Origin of the sequence: Pelagimonas varians (assembly GCF_003208435.1) — a bacterium.
Taxonomy (GTDB): Bacteria; Pseudomonadota; Alphaproteobacteria; order Rhodobacterales; family Rhodobacteraceae; genus Pelagimonas; species Pelagimonas varians.
This window is the reverse complement of record NZ_QKMF01000013.1, coordinates 1-20,364: the sequence shown is the minus strand read 5'-3', so window position 1 is coordinate 20,364 and position 20,364 is coordinate 1. Positions and strand designations below refer to the sequence as shown.

General features: G+C 54.6%; 14 protein-coding genes. 1 reads left to right on the top strand and 13 read right to left on the bottom strand.

Annotated elements, in window-relative coordinates; all coding sequences use genetic code 11:
• Positions 1 to 37 precede the first annotated feature (37 nt).
• The 4 genes from C8N36_RS16075 to C8N36_RS16060 all read right to left on the bottom strand — a co-directional run bounded on the left by C8N36_RS16075 (position 38) and on the right by C8N36_RS16060 (position 4,239).
• On the bottom strand, positions 38 to 1,120 hold the full coding sequence (locus C8N36_RS16075; RefSeq protein ID WP_097805943.1) for an ABC transporter ATP-binding protein: 1,083 nt from the start codon (positions 1,118 to 1,120) through the stop codon (positions 38 to 40).
• Positions 1,121 to 1,124: 4 nt separating this feature from the next.
• Entirely contained in the window at positions 1,125 to 2,030 is a 906-nt protein-coding gene (locus C8N36_RS16070) for a carbohydrate ABC transporter permease (protein ID WP_097805944.1), read from the bottom strand.
• Positions 2,023 to 2,916: a carbohydrate ABC transporter permease gene (locus C8N36_RS16065; RefSeq protein ID WP_097805945.1), complete on the bottom strand. Its 894-nt coding sequence runs from the start codon at positions 2,914 to 2,916 to the stop codon at positions 2,023 to 2,025. Before C8N36_RS16065 ends, C8N36_RS16070 begins: the two co-directional genes overlap by 8 nt.
• A gap of 96 nt (positions 2,917 to 3,012) precedes the next feature.
• Complete coding sequence (locus tag C8N36_RS16060) at positions 3,013 to 4,239, bottom strand: ABC transporter substrate-binding protein (RefSeq protein ID WP_245910871.1); 1,227 nt, start codon at positions 4,237 to 4,239, stop codon at positions 3,013 to 3,015.
• Positions 4,240 to 4,427: 188 nt separating this feature from the next.
• Between C8N36_RS16060 and C8N36_RS16055 the strand changes: the two genes are divergently transcribed.
• Positions 4,428 to 5,486 carry a LacI family transcriptional regulator gene (locus C8N36_RS16055; RefSeq protein WP_097805947.1) on the top strand — a complete coding sequence of 353 codons (1,059 nt, stop codon included), beginning with the start codon at positions 4,428 to 4,430 and terminating at the stop codon, positions 5,484 to 5,486.
• Between the two features lie 85 nt (positions 5,487 to 5,571).
• Here C8N36_RS16055 and C8N36_RS16050 read toward each other — a convergent pair whose 3' ends face one another.
• The 9 genes from C8N36_RS16050 to C8N36_RS16010 form a co-directional block, all read right to left on the bottom strand.
• A complete protein-coding gene (locus C8N36_RS16050) occupies positions 5,572 to 7,188 on the bottom strand; it encodes an alpha-D-glucose phosphate-specific phosphoglucomutase (protein ID WP_097805973.1) in 1,617 nt (538 codons plus the stop codon).
• Positions 7,178 to 9,160, bottom strand: a complete 1,983-nt coding sequence (malQ, locus tag C8N36_RS16045; protein ID WP_097805948.1) for a 4-alpha-glucanotransferase — start codon at positions 9,158 to 9,160, stop codon at positions 7,178 to 7,180. The genes C8N36_RS16050 and malQ overlap by 11 nt, the downstream gene beginning before the upstream one ends.
• Positions 9,157 to 11,259 (bottom strand): glycogen debranching protein GlgX, encoded by a 2,103-nt coding sequence (gene glgX / locus C8N36_RS16040; protein WP_097805949.1) that lies wholly within the window; start codon positions 11,257 to 11,259, stop codon positions 9,157 to 9,159. Before glgX ends, malQ begins: the two co-directional genes overlap by 4 nt.
• Before the next feature lie 9 nt (positions 11,260 to 11,268).
• The gene (glgA, locus tag C8N36_RS16035) at positions 11,269 to 12,705 is read right to left on the bottom strand and encodes a glycogen synthase GlgA (RefSeq protein ID WP_097805950.1); all 1,437 of its coding nucleotides are present in this window, start codon (positions 12,703 to 12,705) and stop codon (positions 11,269 to 11,271) included.
• A gap of 1 nt (position 12,706) precedes the next feature.
• A complete protein-coding gene (glgC, locus tag C8N36_RS16030; protein WP_097805951.1) occupies positions 12,707 to 13,966 on the bottom strand; it encodes a glucose-1-phosphate adenylyltransferase in 1,260 nt (419 codons plus the stop codon).
• Between the two features lie 35 nt (positions 13,967 to 14,001).
• Positions 14,002 to 16,206: a 1,4-alpha-glucan branching protein GlgB gene (gene glgB / locus C8N36_RS16025; protein ID WP_097805952.1), complete on the bottom strand. Its 2,205-nt coding sequence runs from the start codon at positions 16,204 to 16,206 to the stop codon at positions 14,002 to 14,004.
• 46 nt (positions 16,207 to 16,252) lie between these two features.
• Entirely contained in the window at positions 16,253 to 18,646 is a 2,394-nt protein-coding gene (locus tag C8N36_RS16020; protein ID WP_097805953.1) for a glycogen/starch/alpha-glucan phosphorylase, read from the bottom strand.
• A gap of 161 nt (positions 18,647 to 18,807) precedes the next feature.
• Positions 18,808 to 19,101: a DUF2934 domain-containing protein gene (locus tag C8N36_RS16015; RefSeq protein WP_097805954.1), complete on the bottom strand. Its 294-nt coding sequence runs from the start codon at positions 19,099 to 19,101 to the stop codon at positions 18,808 to 18,810.
• A 127-nt stretch (positions 19,102 to 19,228) separates the two neighbouring features.
• Complete coding sequence (locus C8N36_RS16010; RefSeq protein WP_097805955.1) at positions 19,229 to 20,158, bottom strand: carbohydrate kinase family protein; 930 nt, start codon at positions 20,156 to 20,158, stop codon at positions 19,229 to 19,231.
• Positions 20,159 to 20,364: the final 206 nt, after the last annotated feature.

The window sequence follows — 20,364 nt, the reverse complement described above, 5'->3', positions numbered from 1 at the left end:
TGTGTTTGGGGGGCGCAGGTGGTGCTTTGCGCACCGTTCAAAGACGCAACTCGGTCTTGGCGTCGAAAAGCGATGCCTTGGACGGTGCGAGGCCCAAGCGCAGTTTTTCTCCGACGGATACCTTCGATTGACCGTCCATGCGGACCCGAAAGTGGTGACCCGCGACTTCGCAATCGACCAGTGTGTCTGAGCCGGTGGGTTCGATGAGGTTGATTTCGACTTCAATCTGAAACGGTGTGTTTTCGACCAATTCGCCAGTCACCACATGTTCGGGGCGAATACCAATTGTGGCTGGTCCCTCAGCTGATCCCGAACTGTCCGCAAAGTCATACCCATCCAGAGGTATTGTCAAATCACCGACTTGGAAGGCACCATTTTTGACCTGCCCATCCAAAAAGTTCATCGAAGGCGAGCCGATAAAGTCAGCAACGTATTTGTTGACTGGCCGGCCGTAGATTTCATCTGGCGAGCCAAGCTGCATGATTTGGCCGCCGCGCATGATGGCAATGCGGTCCGCCAGTGTCATCGCTTCGATCTGGTCATGGGTCACATAGATCATCGTGTTTTGCAGCTTGTGATGCAGCCGCTTGATCTCAACCCGCAGATCGGCGCGCAATTTGGCGTCCAAGTTAGACAGCGGTTCGTCAAACAGAAAGACATCCACATCGCGTACCAGAGCGCGGCCAATGGCCACCCGCTGACGCTGCCCGCCCGAAAGCGCGGCAGGTTTGCGTTTCAACAGCGGCTCGATTTGCAAGACTTCTGATGCGTGCTTGATCCGTGTTTCGATCTCGGACTTGGGGAGCTTTGCGTTTTTCAAGCCGAACGACAGGTTCCCCTCAACGGTCATTTGCGGATAGAGCGCGTAGGACTGAAACACCATTCCGATGCCGCGCTCGGATGGCTCTGCCCAAGTGACATTGCGGTCGTTGATGTGGATCTGGCCGCCGGATACATCAAGCAGCCCCGCGATACAGTTCAGCAATGTCGATTTTCCACAGCCCGATGACCCCAAGAGCACCAGAAATTCACCTTTTCCAATCTCTAGGTTGAGATTTTGAAGCACCTTAACCGCGCCGAACTGAAGATCGAGGTTTTTGATTTCAACTGAGTTTTTCATGTTTTCAACCCTTTACTGCGCCAGCGGCAATGCCGCGTACAAACAGCCGTCCGGAAACGAAATAGATGGAGAGTGGCACAAGACCCGTCAGGATGGTCGCCGCCATGTTAACATTGTATTCCTTCACGCCCTGCGTAGAGTTCACGATATTATTGAGCGACACAGTCATCGGATAATTGTCCGGGCTCGTGTAGACGACACCAAACAGGAAATCGTTCCAGATACCGGTCACTTGCAAGATCACCGCAACGGTGAAGATCGGCAGCGACATCGGCACCATAACCTGCGTGTATATCCGCCAAAAACCGGCACCATCCACACGCGCAGCCTTGAAAAGCTCCTCGGGCAGCGACGTGAAATAATTCCGAAACAACAAGGTCAGGATCGGCATGCCAAAGACGGTGTGTACAAGGACCAAGCCACCGAGGGAGCCGTAAAGCCCGATTTCGCGCAGCATGATAACGATCGGATAGAGCATCACCTGATAGGGAATGAACGCCCCGAAAATCAAGATTGTGAAGAACGCATCCGCACCTTTGAACTTCCAGTTGGACAGCGCATAACCATTCACCGACGCAATGATGATCGACAAAATCACCGAAGGAATTGTGATTTGCACAGAATTCCAGAACCCGGTGCTCAACCCGTTACAAGTCAGGCCAGTACAGGCTTCTGACCACGCCTTGACCCACGGCTCAAACGTCACTTCGAGCGGCGGCGAAAAGACATTTCCAAGCCGGATCTCCGGCATCCCTTTGAGGGATGTCACGAACATCACATAAAGCGGCAAGGCGTAGAACAATGCGATGGTTAACAGCGTACCGTAGAGGAAGATGTTGCGGCGCGAAAAGGACTTGCGCGGCTTTGGCCCTTGGGGCCCCGTAAGAGGTGTCGACGGCGTATCAATCATGGCGCTTCGAGCCTCCAAATTCGAGAATTGCCCAAGGGATGACAATCAGCGCCACGGTCACCAGCATCATTGTTGACGCGGCAAAGCCTTGGCCCAGATTGTTGGCCTGAAACATCATGTCGTAGACGTATTTTGCGGGAACTTCGGTGGCGATGCCGGGACCACCTCCGGTTTGTGCAACGATCAGGTCGTAAATCTTGACGATCCCCGTGACGACAATCACCAGCGTTGTGACAAACACAGGGCGCATCATGGGGATGATGATGAAAATATACGCTTTCCAAGCCGGAATGCCGTCAACGCGCGACGCTTTCCAGACGTCTTGGTCTATGCCCCGCAACCCCGCGAGCATCAAAACCATCACAAGGCCACTGCCCTGCCAAAGCCCTGCAATCAGGACGCCGTAAATCGCAATGTCCGCGTTATAAAGCGGATCGAAGGTAAAGCTTTCCCACCCCCATCCACGCACAACATTTTGCACGCCGAAATCGGGGTTCAAAATCCATTGCCACACCAATCCTGTCACGACAAAGCTAAGCGCGTAGGGATATAGAATGACCGTGCGGATTGTATCTTCGAACCGGATTTTCTGATCGATCAGAGCTGCAAGTATGAAGCCGATCACAAAGACCAACACCAGCATGCAAAGCCCGTAGATCGCCAGATTTTCGATTGAAACCAGCCATTTTCGCGTCGCCCACAAGCGTTCATACTGATCAAGGCCAACCCATTTCAAACGGGGCAGCAGGCCGGATTTGGTGAAACTGTAAACAACAGTCCAGATCGTGCCCCCAACAAAAACGAACAGGGCGGTCACGATCATCGGGATCGCTGCAATTTTTGCGGATTTGTTGCGGAACAGTTGGTTCGGGCGTGTTGATGCCATGATCTTTCCCCCCCTTGTCGGCCCGCATACCAAATGCTTGGCCGACCATCTGAATGGAGCTGGCCCACATCTTTGCGGGCCAGCCTAGGTTGCAGATTATTCAGCCGTTGCGATGATCTTCACAAACTGGGCTTGCGCATCTTCGACCGTGATTGACGTGTCGGCAAAGAACTCGATGAACAAGGTGCTGATCTGTTCGGCCGTGTCAGGTGTGACCAGCTGGGCAGTATCGGGCAAAATTGCGCCATTGGCCAAAAGGCCAAGACCCTTTTGCATACAGTCATTGGCAGTCGACATGTCGATGTCGCCGCGCACAGGCAAAGATCCTTTTGCAAGGTTGAAGGAAACCTGCGTTGCGGGGCGCAGCATCAACGCCGCCAGTTCAGATTGGGCTGCTGTTTTGGTGTCATCCTTCATCACAGGAAAGTAGAACGCGTCGCCGCCTGTGCTCAGAACTTCGGTGACACCAAGACCGGGAAGACAGCTATAATCGGTGCCAGCAACTTGCCCAGCCACGGCGAATTCACCCTGCGCCCAGTCACCCATAATCTGACCGCCTGCTTGGCCGGTGATCACAAGGTTGGTCGCATCGTTCCAGTTTTGTACGGTGGATTTAACCGCCATATCGCGGGCATCCGCAGCAGCCGCGAAAACACGGCTTACGTCTGCACCTGCGGCCACATCCGCGTCTTTTTCATCGTAGACGGCAAGGAATACGTCATTGGGAACCAAGGCTGCGAACAACACGTTGAACATTCCGCGCTGCTGCCACCCTTGCTGACCCAATGCGAGTGGGAGCTTGCCTGCCGCGTTTAACGACGCCGAAGAGGCAACAAATTCATCCCAATTGGTCGGCACATCTAGGCCCGCGTCTTCGTATGCTTTGTGTGACAACCAGAGCCACTGCCAGGAATGGATATTCACGGGCGCGCAATAAATGCGCCCATCTACCGTGCAGGATTCCAACAAGGATGGCGGGTTAACGATGTCCTTCCAGCCCTCTGCTTCGGCGATATCGGTGATGTCGCGCAATAGCCCTGCTTCGATCAGCTCCTCCGCCTGACGGCCGTGGTTGAACTGGAAAGCGCCCATCGGATCGCCGCCGGTCAAACGGCTGACCATAACGGCGCGCGCCGCGTCCCCGCCCGCAATCGCCGCGTCGACCCATGTGTTTCCGGTCGCATCAAACGCCTTGGCCAATTCACCGACAGCGGCAGCTTCGCCGCCGGACGTCCACCAGTGCATCACTTCAAGATCCTCAGCCGATACGCTGGTCGCTGCGATGATCGCAGTGGCGGTCATTAGTTTGGTTGTCAGTGTCACGATGATTCCTCCCAATCTGTAACGATACAGTAATCACTACATCGTTACAGTTTATCCTTGCAAGATTATTTTTCATCTTCGATAAAAGAGGTCCCGCAGACGGGGCGGTGCCGGGGGCCCGCTACTGGTTGTCATTTCGGGGGTGTGTCAGCTAGGTGGTTTGCAGAGCGGCAAAAGGGACAAGCAAGATGAAACGCATCGCGACCGAAGTTTCAAAATTGAGCGACGATGAGTTGCGCAGCTTGCTCACAGCCGGCGAAAGACCGACCCTAAAAACAATCGCGCGTATCAGCGGCCTAGCCATCACGACAGTATCGCGAGCAATGCGTAACGGTGCGGATATTGGAACCGATACAAAGGAACTTGTGGCGCGCATAGCGGATGCGATTGGCTATGTGCCAAACAGGGCAGGATTGCGGCTGCGCACTGGCCGGACCAATGTGATTACTTTGGTTGTCCCCGCCGAAAGCGACCTGTTGAATAACCTGTCCAAATTGACCAGTTCGATTGCCAAGGAAATGCGCGGCACACAGTTTCATTTGAACGTTTTGCCATGGTTTCCGGACGAAGACCCGCTGCGTCCGATCAAATATATCGTCGAAACCGGATCCGCAGATGCGGTCATTTTCAACATGACAGAGCCCGATGATGAACGCGTCGCTTACCTATTGAAGAAAAAGTTTCCGTTCGTGACTCACGGGCGCACAAAATGGGCCGACCAACACGCCTATTATGACTATGACAACACGGCCTTTATTCGTGTTGCATTGAGAAGACTGGCCAAACGCGGGCGGAAAAACATTCTCGCTATCCTGCCGCCGCGAAATCAGAATTATTCACAAGATATGGTGCGCGGTCTCGAACAAGAGAGCGAAATTCTCGCCATCCAGTACCGCATCTCCAAGAACGTAGACAGTGACAAACACTCCGATGAAATCCAGCACTGGGTGACGCGCAGACTGGACCAATCGCCCGAGATCGACGCCGTTTTGTGCACATCCTCAAAGGCCGCGATTGCAGCCATTGTTGCAATCGAAAAACACGGGCGCAAGCTGGGTCAGGACATCGACGTTTACGGCAAGGAAGTGATTCCGATTCTCAATATGTTTCGCGAAAACATCATCGTCGAGATGGAGGACATCGGTCCGGCCGGGCGCTTTTTGGCAAAGGCCGCTATCCAACAACTTCAGGATCCGGATCTGCCCTTGATGCAGCATCTGGAGATCCCCGTGGACACATCTGAATGACGCCCGATCACCAGTGGCCACCAAGACGAAAAACGCCCCGTTGTACCACTGGTCAATAAGTCACAATGCAACAACACTCACTTCGTTAGGTGATAACATCAGGCTCCGTCCGGCCGATGATGTTTTTCATGTCGCTGATCGTGAGCGCCGCAGACAGTACGTCACTGAGCGAGTCTTGTGTCTCGCGGCTTAGGTCATCGCCCGAAAACTGCTCCAGATACAGGCGCAAGGTGGCCCCTTGGGTGCCTGTGCCCGACAGACGGAACACCGCCCGGCCTCCCCCTTCAAAGGAAATACGAATCCCTTGGTTCTTGCTAATCGACCCGTCAACCGGATCCAGATAGGAAAACTCGTCCGCATGGGTAACCGTCAAGCTTGAAAATTTTTGACCTGAAAGATCAGGCAATTGCGCCCGCAGCCCGTCGACCAATGTGTTCGCTTTATCCGTTTCCACGGCCTCAAAATCATAGCGCGAATAGTAGTCACGCCCGTATGTTTCCCAGTGATCCTTGACGATCTCAAGAACAGACTGTTTGCGCACGGCCAGAATATTGAGCCACAAGAGCACCGCCCACAAACCGTCTTTTTCGCGGACGTGGTTTGACCCCGTACCGGCACTTTCCTCGCCGCAAATTGTCACTTTGTCAGCATCAAGCAGGTTGCCAAAGAATTTCCAACCGGTGGGCGTTTCAAACGATCCAATCCCCAGCTTTTCAGCGACCCGGTCGCTGGCTGCACTGGTCGGCATGGATCGCGCAATACCGGTCAAGCCGCCTGCGTAAGCCGGTGCAAGATGCGCGTTGGCCGCCAAAATCGCGAGGCTGTCCGAAGGCGTCACATACGCACCCCGCCCCACAATCATGTTGCGATCGCCGTCGCCGTCCGACGCGGCACCGATGTCCGGAGAGGCGTCGGACATCATCAAGTCCATCAAGGTTTTGGCCCAAATCGGGTTCGGGTCCGGATGACCCTTGCCAAAATCCTCAAGCGGAACACCGTTGATCACAGTGCCCGATTTCGCACCCAGCGCGCCCTCTAGAATGGCGGTAGCATAAGGGCCGGTGACCGCATGCATGGCGTCAAAGCACATGGTAAAACCGCCCGCGAACATTGTGCGGATCGCGTCAAAATCAAACAGGCTTTCCATCAAATCTTGGTAGCTGTTGACCGGATCAACAACATGAACCTGCATATCACCTTGCCGGGTTGTCCCAACCGAATTCAGATCGATGTCATCGCTTTCGATGACATGGTATTCATTGATTGCGCAGGTGGCTTCAAAGATTTTTGCGGTCAGGTTCTCTGGTGCGGGACCACCATTTTGACCGTTGAATTTGACGCCGAAATCTTCGTCAATGCCGCCTGGATTGTGGCTCGCCGACAAGATAAAGCCGCCATCCGCCTTGTTGAGCCGGATCAGATGAGACGCAGCAGGCGTCGACAAAATCCCGTCTTGGCCAACAATCGCTTCGGACACGCCATTGGCTGCTGCCATCTTCAGGATAATCTGGATTGCTTGTTTGTTGAAAAACCGGCCATCGCCGCCAACGACCAGTTTTTTTCCTGCACCGCCGCCAATTGCGTCAAAAGTCGCTTGGATAAAATTCTCAAGATAGCCGGGCTGCATAAAGACGCGTGTCTTTTTACGCAGGCCAGAGGTGCCGGGCTTTTGCCCCTCGATCGGTGTTGTCTCAACTTTCATCGGGTCGTCCTTTGTTTGAGCGGCCTCGGCCTGCATCAGCCATCATCGCAGCAGTTGTTTCTAGTCCAGCATCTTGCGGCAGCGCTTCTAGCGCAACATCATATTTACGGCGCCAATTGGGATGTTCATCTATCGTGCCGGGCAGGTTTTGGGCCTCAATATTGCCTAAAACATCGTCAAGCTGCACCGCAACCAGGCTGGCATTTGAATGTGCGAGCAGCCCGTGGACACCGGCTTGGAAATCATGGCCGTCTTTGAACAACGCCACTTCGGCGGCTCTTTGGCCACGCATCTCTTGCGCGGTCGGCGCATCGACCCAAGCAAGCGTTTCCCACCAATCAATGTCGCGCCCGGTCTCATAGCCGCGGACCGTGGGCGTGTCATGGGTGGCAAAACACGACAGGACCTGCGGCGAGTTTTCATCAGAATTGCGAAATGCGCCTGAATGATCTTTCTCATATTGCATCACAGAGTAGCCATAGAAACCGTGACCGCGCATAGTTTCGCGAAAACCATCTGGTACGAGGCCAAGGTCTTCGCCGATCACCGCGCAATTGTACCGTTCGGCTTCGATCTTGATGATCGCCAGCAGGCTCTCAAACGGTTGTTTGATATATCCACCCGGACTGCCATCATCGGGCAACCAAAAACTGCGATTCAGGCCCAAGACATGGTCAATTCGGATGATCCCCGCATGGCGGAAGGTTTGCGCCAGAATGCGGCGCAATGGCCGATAACGTTCGGCCTGCAGTTTGCGCGGAGAAAAGGCCGCAAGATCCCAGTTTTGACCGGCAGGGCTTAGGTGATCAGGCGGTGCGCCAATGGATACGCCCTGCGCAATGACAGACTGGTCGCACCAGCTTTCGGCTCCGTCACGGCGCGATCCGACAGCAAGGTCCAAATATAGGCCAAGCGCCATGCCGGACGCTTTTGCCCGATTTTGAATCGATGCCAGCTGAGATGCTGCAACCCACTGCAACCATATATGAAAGTCTATTCGGTGTTGGGCGGGTGCATTCCGGTCCTCTGGCCAAACACGCCAATCCGGCCCGTAGCTTTCGCTAAGCGCTTCGAACGTGGCAAAACCGGTCAGATCATTGCCACCTGCCGCTTTGAAGGCTTCGAAACCGGTCTTTGCGCTGTCCGTCGCCTCTGTGCTGAAACGCACGAACAAAGTTTCAAGCACACGGGCGTGTGCGGTTTTATGGCCGTAATAGTCAACGTTATCTGCGCTGCGAACAGTCTCAAAGGGCGTTAAATCCGGCGTGGTTTCCAGCCCCGGAATGAGGTCCAGAGCAATGCAGGCTGTGTTCAAAAAACCGCGGTGCGAGGGTGAATAGGGGCTGATGGCCTTAAGATCGCAATACCCCATAGTATGCAGAGGGTTTATGCCCAAAAAGTCCGCGCCCTGTGCGCCGGCCGCCTCGGCGACGGCCGCCAGATCCTCAAAATCTCCGACACCTGAATTGCGTTTGGACCGCACGCCATAGAGCGCCAGATTAAGCCCCCAAAGCTTGCTTGCGCCGGTCAGTTTTTCAATGGATTGCAGCCGCTTTGGCGCGGCCAGCACCGTCACAATTTCGGTCCGGCCAGAGGCGGTTGCGGTCAAGGTATAGACACCTGACGGCAAGGGCGGCACCGTGATGAAATCCTGCGGCAGCCCTTCAGCGACGATATAGTCCGAGCCGTCCAGACGCAGCTGCCACGCGGCACCCAGCCCAAAGTCCTGCGGCGCAGAACAATGGCTTTCGACGATGATTTCAAAAGGGAACCAACGATCATCAATCTCATGGCGCAGATGTGCCAAAGATGAATGAATGGCGGCGTCAGAAGACACATCTATGCCATTGGCTGCAAGCAAAGCCCGCTGAGTTTCAGGCGAGGTAGGCCGTTGATTACCCTGCAAATCGAAAAAGTCCGGCAAGATTCCGGTTAGGTTTGCCAGCTCCCAAAGATCATGGTTCACATTCATGTCGCTGATCCAACATGCTTTTGCACAAACGCCGTAACGGATTGGCTTGCGACCTTGGTATGTGCTTGTTCTAGAGTACAAATCCCGTCTTGCAGTGTCTGATCGGTATCAATGCAGCGCACCCATTGATGCCCGTCCCGCGGCACCGGCAAAGTAACCTGCCCCACGACGTCTTTTCGGTTGAAAACAATGAACACGGCGTCCCCGTCCGGCGCATAATCCGGCATTTCGGCCGAGCACCTTAGCAACAAACATAGATTGGCCAACCTCGGATCGCGCCATTCAAGCGCTTGGCCGTGAAAGTCCATCCACACAGCATCCGGCAACCCGTCATTTGGGCGCGCAGCGCCGTGCAAAAACCGGCTTTGGCGTAGACAAACATGATCCTGACGAAACGCCGACAGACTGGCGACAAACGACTGCAGGCCTGTGTCCGCCTGATCCCAGTTCAGCCAACCAATGTCATTGTCCTGACAATAGGCGTTGTTGTTGCCCTGTTGGGAATTGGCGAATTCATCCCCTGCCAAAAGCATCGGCGTCCCTTGCGACAAAAAGAGCGTCGCCAACATATTGCGTTGGCGTCTTGCGCGAATGTCACGCACCTCGGCGTCGTCGCTATCGCCTTCGACGCCTGCATTGTCGCTAAAGTTGGAATGATGGCCGTCGCGATTGTTTTCGGTGTTCGCCTCATTGTGACGTCTGGAATAGCGCGTGGTATCTGCCAGCGTGAACCCGTCATGGGAGGCCAGAAAATTCACCGATGCATCGCTGCGCCGCCCGCGTTGATCAAAGGTATCCGCAGATCCCAATAGCCGCGCCCCAAGTTCCTGCGCACTATGAGCATCACCGCGCCAATACCGGCGGACAGTGTCACGGTAGCTGTCGTTCCATTCCAAAAACTCATGCGGAAAGCCGCCAAGCTGATAGCCACCGGGCCCAATATCCCAAGGTTCTGCAATCATCCGCACCTGCGATAAAACCGGATCTTGGCGCAATGCATCAAAGAATCCGCCATGTGGTTCAAACCCGTGATCTTCGCGCCCCAGTGTCGTGGCCAGATCGAAACGGAACCCGTCGATGCCCATATTTTCGACCCAGAACCGCAGACTATCAAGCACCATGCGCAAAACATAAGGGTGCGAGACCTTCAAAGTATTGCCGCACCCTGTATCGTTCACGTAATAGCGCGCCTGTCCGGCTGTAAGCCGGTAGTAGGATGCATTGTCGAGCCCGCGAAAACTGAGCGTCGGCCCACGTTGATCCCCTTCGGCGGTATGGTTGAAAACCACATCCAAAATCACTTCGATACCATCGGCATGAAGGCTGTCCACCATTTGGCGAAACCCCTTAAGGCCATCCGGCCCCAAGTAGCGTGGTTCGAGCGCGAAAAACCCGATTGAGTTGTAGCCCCAATAATTCGTCAGACCGCGCTCAACCAGAAATTTGTCGTCAACAAAGCTGTGGACTGGCAGCAGTTCGACTGCTTGTACACCCAGCGTCTTAAAGTGCTCCAACATAGCGTCCGAGCCAAAAGCTTCGTAGGTGCCGCGCACGGCTTCGGGCACCTTGTAATTGATCATGGTCGCCCCTTTAGGATGGGCTTCGTAGATCAGGTCTTTGCTTGATTTCTTATGTAAACCGGCGGCCATTCCCGCAAACAAACTGGGATCACTGACCACCGATTTGGGCACATAAGGCGCACTGTCGCGCGCATCAAACGACAAATCTTGCGCCGAGGATGAATCGTCATACCCCAAGGTCGCCGGATGATTGCCCCATTCGCCTTTTAATTCACGGGTGTAGGGGTCAAGCAGCAGTTTGTTCGGGTTAAACCGATGCCCCAATTCAGGCGCATAGCTGCCGTGGACACGGTATCCATAGAGCGTCCCAACGGGCAAATCCGACAAATATCCATGCCACACCGGCCCCGTGCGTTCAGGCAAGGCAATACGCGCCTGCTCTGTGCTGCCATCTGCCGAAAACAGGCACAGCTCAACCCGCGTTGCGTTCTCGGAAAACACGGCAAAATTCACGCCTTCCCCGTCATGATGCGCGCCAAGCGTGTTCGCTGTGCCGCCAGAAAGTACGTATGGGGTCATGTTGGTTTCTTAGCGCTCCTGCGCGGATCTGTAGACGTCCAGATAAGCGGCGGCTGATAAATCCCAGCCTACCGGATGCCGCATGGCACGGCGCATGGTTGCAGTCCATGCCTTCGGGTTTTGGTACAGGTTACAGCAACGCGAAATCGCATGTGCCAACCCATGCGCGGTCACCGGTGCAAATTGAAAACCGGTTGCACAATCGGCAAGCCGCGCGGCTTCGTTTGCGTCGATCACTGTATCCGCCAATCCGCCGGTTCGGGCAACAACAGGCAGGGTGCCGTAGCGCAATCCGTAGAGCTGCGTCAGCCCGCAGGGTTCAAACCGGGACGGGATCAAAATGGCGTCACAGCCGGCTTGCATCAAATGAGAGAGGTCTTCGTCATAACCTATGATGGTTCCAACAGAGCCTGAGTAGCTGTTCGAAGCATCAATATAGGCGCGCTCAAGATCCGGATCGCCAGAGCCCAGCAGAGCCAACTTAGCCCCCTGCCCGACGAGATCGGGCAAACATTCCAACAAAAGATCCAGCCCTTTTTGCGAGGTCATTCTGCTGACAACGCAAAACAACGGGCCGGTGCCGCTGGTCAAACCAAATCTGGCTTCAATTTCGGCTTTGTTTTTCGCTTTGCCTTTGAGAGCGCGGGCGGAATAGGTCGACACAATCGCAGCGTCTGTCTCAGGGTTCCAGACATCCAGATCAATGCCGTTCAAGATGCCATGCAGATCCGCTTGGCGTGCGCGCAGCAAACCATCAAGTCCCATGCCAAACTCTGGGGTCAACAACTCGGCAGCATAGGTCGGGCTCACCGTTGTGATTTTGCTGGCCAGCGCCAATCCTGCTTTTAGAAAGCTGATCTTTCCATAATACTCTACGCCTTCGGGGGTAAACATATCCGCGTTCAACCGCAGCGCGGATAGGCGGGTTGCATCGAAAACCCCCTGAAAGGCAATGTTGTGAATAGTCATCACAACCGGCGGTGTCAGCCCATCGTGCTGGCGCAAATAGGCTGGCACCAGACCGGCCTGCCAGTCATGCGCATTGATCACATCTGGCACCCAATCCCCAAGGCATCCGATCCCAATTTGCGCACCCGCAAATGACAGGGCCGCAAAGCGCAGATCATTGTCATGCCAATCCCGGCCATCCGGCCCCAGATAAATACTGCCGGGCCTGTCATAAAGATGCGGAGCTTCAAGCAGTAACATTTCTAATCCGTCAGCCTGCGCCGCTATGATACGGGCGGGGCCGCCGAACAAATCGTCAAACTCCATCACGCTTTTCCCACCCGCCGCAACAGCGGCGAGCGCAGGATAACACGGTATCAGAACACGAACCTGCGTGCCGGTTGCTGCCAGTGATTTGGGCACAGCCCCGATGACATCCGCCAAGCCGCCGGTTTTAACAAAAGGCGTGCATTCAGAGGCAACAAAAAGCAGGTTCATTTTACTTGTCCAGCCTGTCGATCATTGGTTGGGTGATGAGGCAAATACCATTTTCGGTCCGCCGGAAACGCTCCGCATCTTCTTTGGCATTTTCACCAACCACCAACCCTTCGGGAATCTGGACACCGCGGTCCAAGATCACATTGGTCAACCGCGCGCGGCGGTTGATTTCCGCATAGGGCATCGCAACAACGCCTTCGAGCTGCGAATAGGAGTGGGTGCGAACGCCGGTAAACAAGAAGCAGCGATCAAGCGTCGAGCCTGAGATAATGCACCCTCCGGACACCATGGACGACACCGCATGGCCGCGGCGACCATTTTCATTGTGGATGAATTTTGCCGGAGCAGTCAGTTCGGAATACGTCCAAATGGGCCAAGTGTTGTCGTATAGATCGAGTTCGGGTTTAAAGTTGGTCAAATCGACATTGGCTTGCCAAAAGGCATCAACCGTCCCGACATCACGCCAATATGGCTTTTCCTCCAGTCCCGAGCGTACACAAGAGCGGCTGAAGGGATGCGCTACAGCTTTGCCGTTCTTAACGATATCGGGAATGATATCACCGCCGAAATCATGGCTGGAATTTGGATCTTCGGCATCTTTTTGCAGCAAATCACACAGGTATTCGGTTTCGAAAACATAGATCCCCATGCTGGCCAGCGCCAGATCGGGATGGCCCGGCATCGATGGCGGATCGGCGGGCTTTTCAATGAAATCAAGGATACGGTCGTCATCCCCGACTTTCATCACGCCAAAACCCTTCGCCTCTTGCAAAGGCACTTCGATACAGCCGACGGTCACATCCGCGCCGCTTTCAACATGCTGTTTCAGCATCAGCGAATAGTCTTGCTTGTAGATGTGATCGCCCGCCAAAATCACAATGTATTTTGGGCCGTAGCCGCGAATGACCTCGATATTCTGGGCCACCGCGTCTGCCGTTCCCTTGTACCAGTTTTCATTGCCCATTTGCTGGGAAGCGGGCAAAATATCCAGACTCTCATTCCGCTCCGCACGAAAAAAGCTCCAACCGCGTTGCAGGTGGCGGATCAGCGAATGCGCTTTGTACTGGGTGGCGACACCGATGCGTTTGATCCCGGAATTGACCGCATTGGACAGGGCGAAATCAATGATCCGGCTCTTGCCGCCAAAATACATTGCGGGTTTCGCGCGAATGTCCGTCAGCTCGTACAGCCGGCTGCCGCGTCCCCCTGCCAAAACAAATGCCATTGTTTGCTGCGCCAAGCGCTGTGAATCCGTGTCCATCAATTTTCCCTCCCAAGTCCTGCAATGCGTCCGCCCTATTTGGACGCCCGTTCCAATTCAAAAAATAGTGTCGAGAGCGGCGGAAGTGTCAATGACACCGAATTTGCCCGCCCAGAGGCCGCAACCTGTTCGCTATCGACAAATCCCATATTTCCGCGATCGCCGCCGCCATAAACCGCGCCATCTGTATTCAGCTTTTCAATCCAACGGCCCGCTTCCGGCACACCGATACGGCGCGCGGACCGTTCTATCGGGGTGAAATTGCTGACCACCAAAACCGGTGTTGTGCCATCGGTTCCATACCGCACCCAAGCAAAAATAGATTCTTCGGACGCACCTTCTTCGATCCACTCAAAGCCAGCCGGTTTACAATCCAGTTGATGTAGCGCCGGAGTACCCTGGAACAGGTTATTCAAATCGCGAATGAGGTTTTGAACCCCGCCGTGCTGCGGATGCTCTGTCAGATGCCAATCAAGGCTTGTGTTGTGGTTCCATTCTACGCCTTGCGCAAACTCGCAGCCCATGAAGAGCAGCTTTTTGCCCGGATGGCCCCACATATATCCGTAATACGCGCGCAGATTGGCGAATTTTTCGTCTCCGGAACCGGGCATTTTTTCGATCATCGATCCTTTGCCATGCACCACTTCGTCATGGCTGATGGGCAAAACAAAGTTCTCGGAAAACGCGTAATGCAGGCCGAATGTCATCTTGTGATGGTGGTATTTGCGGTGAATCGGGTCCTGTTCGATGTAGGATAGGGTGTCATTCATCCAGCCCATATTCCACTTGAACCCAAAGCCCAGCCCGCTGTGGTCAACCGGCGCGCTAACGCCTGGAAAGGCTGTGGATTCCTCGGCAATTGTGACCACTCCGGGCACTTCGCCATAAGCAACCGTATTGGTGCGGCGCAAGAAATCAATGGCTTCGAGATTTTCGCGCCCGCCGTCTTTGTTCGGGATCCACTCACCTTCCTTGCGCGAATAATCGCGGTACAGCATCGAGGCAACGGCATCGACACGCAGCCCGTCAATGTGGTGTTCGCGCAGCCAATACAGGGCGTTGGCAACAAGGTAGTTTGACACCTCTGCCCGTCCGTAGTTGTAGACAAGCGTATTCCAATCGGGATGGAACCCTTCTTTGCGGTCCGCATGCTCATAAAGCGGCGTACCGTCAAACTTGCCCAGCCCGTGTTCGTCTTCGGGAAAATGGCCCGGAACCCAATCGAGGATCAAACCCAAGTCGGCGGCGTGGCACGCCTCAACAAAGGCGCGGAATTCTTCAAGCGTTCCGTGCCGGATCGTCGGCGCATAAAGCCCGACAGGTTGGTAGCCCCACGATCCGTCAAACGGGAATTCTGACACCGGCATCAGTTCAAGATGGGTAAAGCCCATGTCCTTGGCATAGCTGACAAGTTGCTCGGCATGTTCTTTGTACGACAATGGACGGTTGTCTTCCTCGGGGACACGTCTCCATGATCCGAGATGGACTTCGTAGATCGAAATGGGTTGATCAATACGGTGCAACGCCTCGCGTTTGGTCATCCATTTATCATCGGCCCAAGTATGGCCATCCAACTTGCGCACAACCGATGCTGTCTTGGGCGGATGTTCAGCCCCGAAGCCAAACGGGTCGGCCTTTTGAGGCAAGAGATTGCCATCCGGCCCCAGCAGTTCGTATTTATAGGATTCGCCCTCACCAAGGCCCGGCATGAAGATTTCCCAAACGCCGGTCTGCCCGCGTTGGCGCATCGGATTACGCCGGCCGTCCCACGCGTTGAAATCACCAACGACTGAAACCCGCTGTGCGTTGGGGGCCCAGACCGCGAAATGCGTCCCTTGAACGCCGCCGTGCTGCATGACATGCGCGCCAAGAACCTTCCAAAGGTCCAGATGTGCGCCCTCGGCAATTAGATGTTCATCCAACTCGCCCAGCACAGGACCAAAGCGATACGGATCTTCGGCTTCCCAGACATGCGCGCCTTTGGTGATCCGCAGACGATAGGCAATCGGTGATTTTCGGCTGGCAGGCTGACTTGTGAACAAGCCGCCACCAACCGCGTCAAGCGAGACTACTTTGCGCCCCGTCTTGGCGTCCAAGACCTCTATCGTATCCGCTTCGGGATGATAGGCTCTGAACGTGACTTTGGCATCCACCACGTGTTGCCCAAGCACCGAAAACGGGTCTCCATGGTTGCCCGCCACAATGCGCCCGGCGTCTTCATTGTTGATCACTTCAATCATCTTTTCATTCGCCTATGTCAGAGAAACCCCGAAACCTTGGGACAGATTAAATCACCGAAGCGGTGCCCCAGATATCCTTGGCGTAGCCCCGAATGGTCCGGTCTGATGAAAACCACCCCATCCCGGCTGTGTTTGCTGCCGCCATACGCGTCCAACGCGGCACATCTTGATACACTGCATCAACTTCGCGCTGTTTGGCAAAGTATTCATCAAAATCGCAACTTAGGAGGAAATAGTCATGCTCATACAAGTTGTGCAAAATGTCGGAATAGCGATAGCGATCACCGGCTGAAAAGACCCCAGCCGCAATCTGGCCCAGCACCCGCGACAAAACAGGGCTGGATTCAATGGCGCGGCGCGAATAGCCATGCTCGCCGCGTTTTGCGTCAGCTTCTTGGGCCGTCAAACCAAAGAGAAAGAAGTTCTCGGCCCCGACATGTTCGCGAATTTCGACGTTTGCGCCGTCTAGCGTGCCAATGGTCGGGCTTCCGTTCAAAGACAGCTTCATGTTGCCGGTGCCGGAGGCTTCCTTGCCTGCTGTGGAAATCTGTTCGGACAAATCAGAGGCAGGGATCAAAATCTCGGCCATCGAAACATTGTAGTTCTCGGGATAGACCACTTGCAGCAAATCCTTGGTCACAGGATCATTGTTGATGGTCGCGGCGACGTCATTGATCAAATGGATGATCGATTTTGCCAATGCATAGCCGGGTGCCGCTTTGCCGCCAAAAATCTTGACGCGCGGTGTCCAGTTCGCTGTCGGGTTGTCGCGGATTTCATTCCAAAGCGCGATTGTCTCTAGAATATTCATGTGCTGGCGTTTGTATTCGTGGATGCGTTTGATCTGGATGTCGAACATTGCCGATGTGTCCAGCGTGATGCCGTTGCGATCCTTAAGCCATTTGGCCATGCGGTCTTTGTTGGTTGCTTTGGCTGCGCGGAACGCTTGCTGAAAGGATGCATCATCAAGATGCGCGTTCAAATCTTGCAGTTGTTCCAGATCCGTGTGCCAAGCGGTACCGATTGTGTCGTTGATCAACCCGCGCAGCGCAGGGTTACATGAGTACAACCAGCGGCGCGGTGTGATACCGTTGGTTTGGTTCAAAATCCGGTCGGGATATGCGGCGTGAAGATCGGAAAATACCGTCTCTTTCACCAGTTCCGAGTGCAAGGCCGATACGCCATTGACGTGGTGCGCCATCACAAAGGCCAGTTCGCCCATTTTGACATTGCCATGCTCGATAATTCGCACATGCGATCCGGTTTGCTGCAGGTGCCGTTCTTGAATCATCTGGATGATACGGTGGTGACGCGGCAAAATGCGGGCGAACAGATCTTCGGGCCAGCTTTCTAGGGCTTCGGGCAACAAAGTGTGGTTCGTATATGCCAAACACTGACGCGCGGTATCAATCGCCGCCTCTTCGCTCAGATCATGTTTGTCGATCAAAAGACGGACCAGTTCGGGCCCAGCTATTGCCGGATGTGTGTCGTTCAGCTGAATTGCAACATGATTGGGCAGGTCTTCAATCTTGTTTCCTTCGGACAAAAACCGGCGCAATAGGTCTTTGATCGAAGCCGAGGTAAAGAAGTACTCCTGCTTCAAGCGAAGCTCTTTGCCGTCCTGCGTGGTATCATCAGGGTAAAGCACACGCGAAATTGTCCGCGCCAGACGTTCGGGTGCGTTTGCACCGACATAGTCGCCACGGTTAAAGCTATCGAGATCGAACAGTTTGACTGGCTTGGCTGCCCACAGACGCAACGTATTGGCCCACTTGCCTTTCCACCCAACGACCGGAGTATCATAGGCCGAAGCAAGAACCGTTTCAGCGGGATGCCAATGCGCTTTGCCACCCTCGTCGCTGACATAGCCACCGAAGTGAATGTTATAAGCAACTTCAGGGCGTTCGAATTCCCAAACGTGACGCTGGGCAAGCCAACCTTCGGCGGTTTCGGTTTGCTGGCCGTTTTCAAAATGCTGTTCAAACAGCCCGTGTTCATAGCGGATGCCATAGCCATAGGCCGGAATTGCAAGCGTCGCCAGACTGTCCATGAAACAGGCCGCCAAACGGCCAAGGCCGCCGTTGCCCAAGGCTGCGTCCGGTTCATTCGCAACAACGGTGTAGTAATCTTGCCCAAGTGCCGACATCGCTTCGACTGCGACTCCTTCGACATCAAGGTTGATTGTGACGTCCTCGATCAGGCGGCCAATCAGGAATTCCATAGACAGATAATAGACCCGTTTGTGTTTGCCCTCATATGTTTGACGGGTGGATGCAAACCAAGGTTCCACGACCTGATCGCGCAGGGCCAGCGACAAAGACATCCGCCAGTCATAAAGGCTGGCATGTTTGGGGTCTTTGCCAAGGGACAGTTTCAAGTGCCGGGTGATTTCACTTTGCAGGCTTTCGGCTGTCACGGGCGTTTGGTTTTGGGCTGTCATCTTTAACTTCTTCCGTTCCGGCCACTGGCCCGTCTCAACGTGTTGTTTTGGCGCGTCATGCGCCTATGCTTTAAACAAAAGAAGGCGAGATCAAACCAGCCTTCTTTTCCGTGTTTTCACTGCAACGGCCCTTTTGGTATCGAGGCCCGCCACAGGTCGGATTATTTCGCGGCAACCTTGGGCTTTGCCTTGGACTTGGCCCGCGGTTTGGTCACTTTTTTCGCTGCGGCACTAGCGGCGCGCGGCTTGGCAGCCGCTTTGCGTTTGGGTTTCGCCGGAGCGGCGGGCGTGGCGGCTGGCGGGCTCAACGCATCGACTGCGCGCAGCCAATGTTCTTGATCGCGCCCTTGTGGTTGTCCCTCGTCCAGCCAGAAAAGATATGCTGCTTCGCGGATCTGTGATTCATTGGATGTTGCCGTGTTCATGGCCGTGTCTTTCTCTTCTTGGTTACTCATTTCACGCCCTTTCGGCGCTTAGGTTAGCGCTATCATTTCACAAATGCTGCACCTGCACAATCGCCGCAAACCCAACAAGTTCCCGACTGCGCTTTTCGTGCATCGCTTTGCCCATTTGCACGATCGATCATGACAGCTCTCTGTGCCACGGCGGATTTGCCCCCGGTCTGGACACGGTGATGGCTGCGACTTTCGCACCAAGTTCGAGAGCCGCTTTCAGATCAGCCGGCAAAAGTGTTTCAATCGACGTTTTTGCCAACAAACCGTTCTGCGACAAGCTGGCCAGAAATCCCGCATTAAACGTGTCACCCGCCCCCACGGTGTCTGCCACCTCGACTTTTTCGACCGGCACTTCGACCATCAGGTCATTGCCAAAAAAGGCGCACGCGCCGTCTCCACCTCTGGTCAAGACAATCACCTTTGGTCCGCGTTCGCGCAGCACGTCGGCTTTTTCGATTTGGGTAAGAGGGCCGGGAACAATCCAATCAAGATCTTCATCCGACACTTTCAGAATATCGACACAGGCAATCAGCTGATTAAGCCGTGCACGATAACGCGCTTCATCCGTGACAAAGTTTGCCCGGATATTGGGATCGGCAACAATCACCCGGCGCTTGGATTCGCGCAGAGCCAGCGCAAGGTAAAAGTCGGCTGCCGGTTCATTGATCAGACTGATACCGCCAAAATACATCGCTTGGGCAACTTGTGGAATTTCGGGCAACTCATTGGGGTCCAGCATCCGGCCTGCTGTGTTTTCATCATAAAAAACATAGCTGGCATGGCCATCTGTCAGCTCAACAAATGCCAAAGTCGTTGGCCGGTCCGAACGGATCACCAAACCGGTATCCACCCGACTGCCGTGCAACTCTTGCAACAGCATTTTGCCGAACATGTCCGTCGACACGCCAGACAGGAAATAGGACGACACACCAAGACGCCCCAAGGCAATGGCCGTATTGAACACTGCCCCGCCTGCATGCGGCTTTAGACTTTGGCCACCGTTTGGATCCGCCTGCGGGATCATATCAATCAACGCTTCACCACAACAAACAATCATTTCATTGCCCTTTTCGATCTACCCGCAACAGCCGTCCCCGCATCCGCGAGAAACGTAGCGCCAACCGCGATACTGGAATTTGAGGAAACCTCTGAGAGCCGCAGCCCGCCAATCGTTGTTCAGAACTCATTCGATATAGTTTTGTATTGTGCTGGTTGCGCCTTTTTCCCAGACGGAATTTAGGGCGTTTTGGAAGGCGTCAGCGA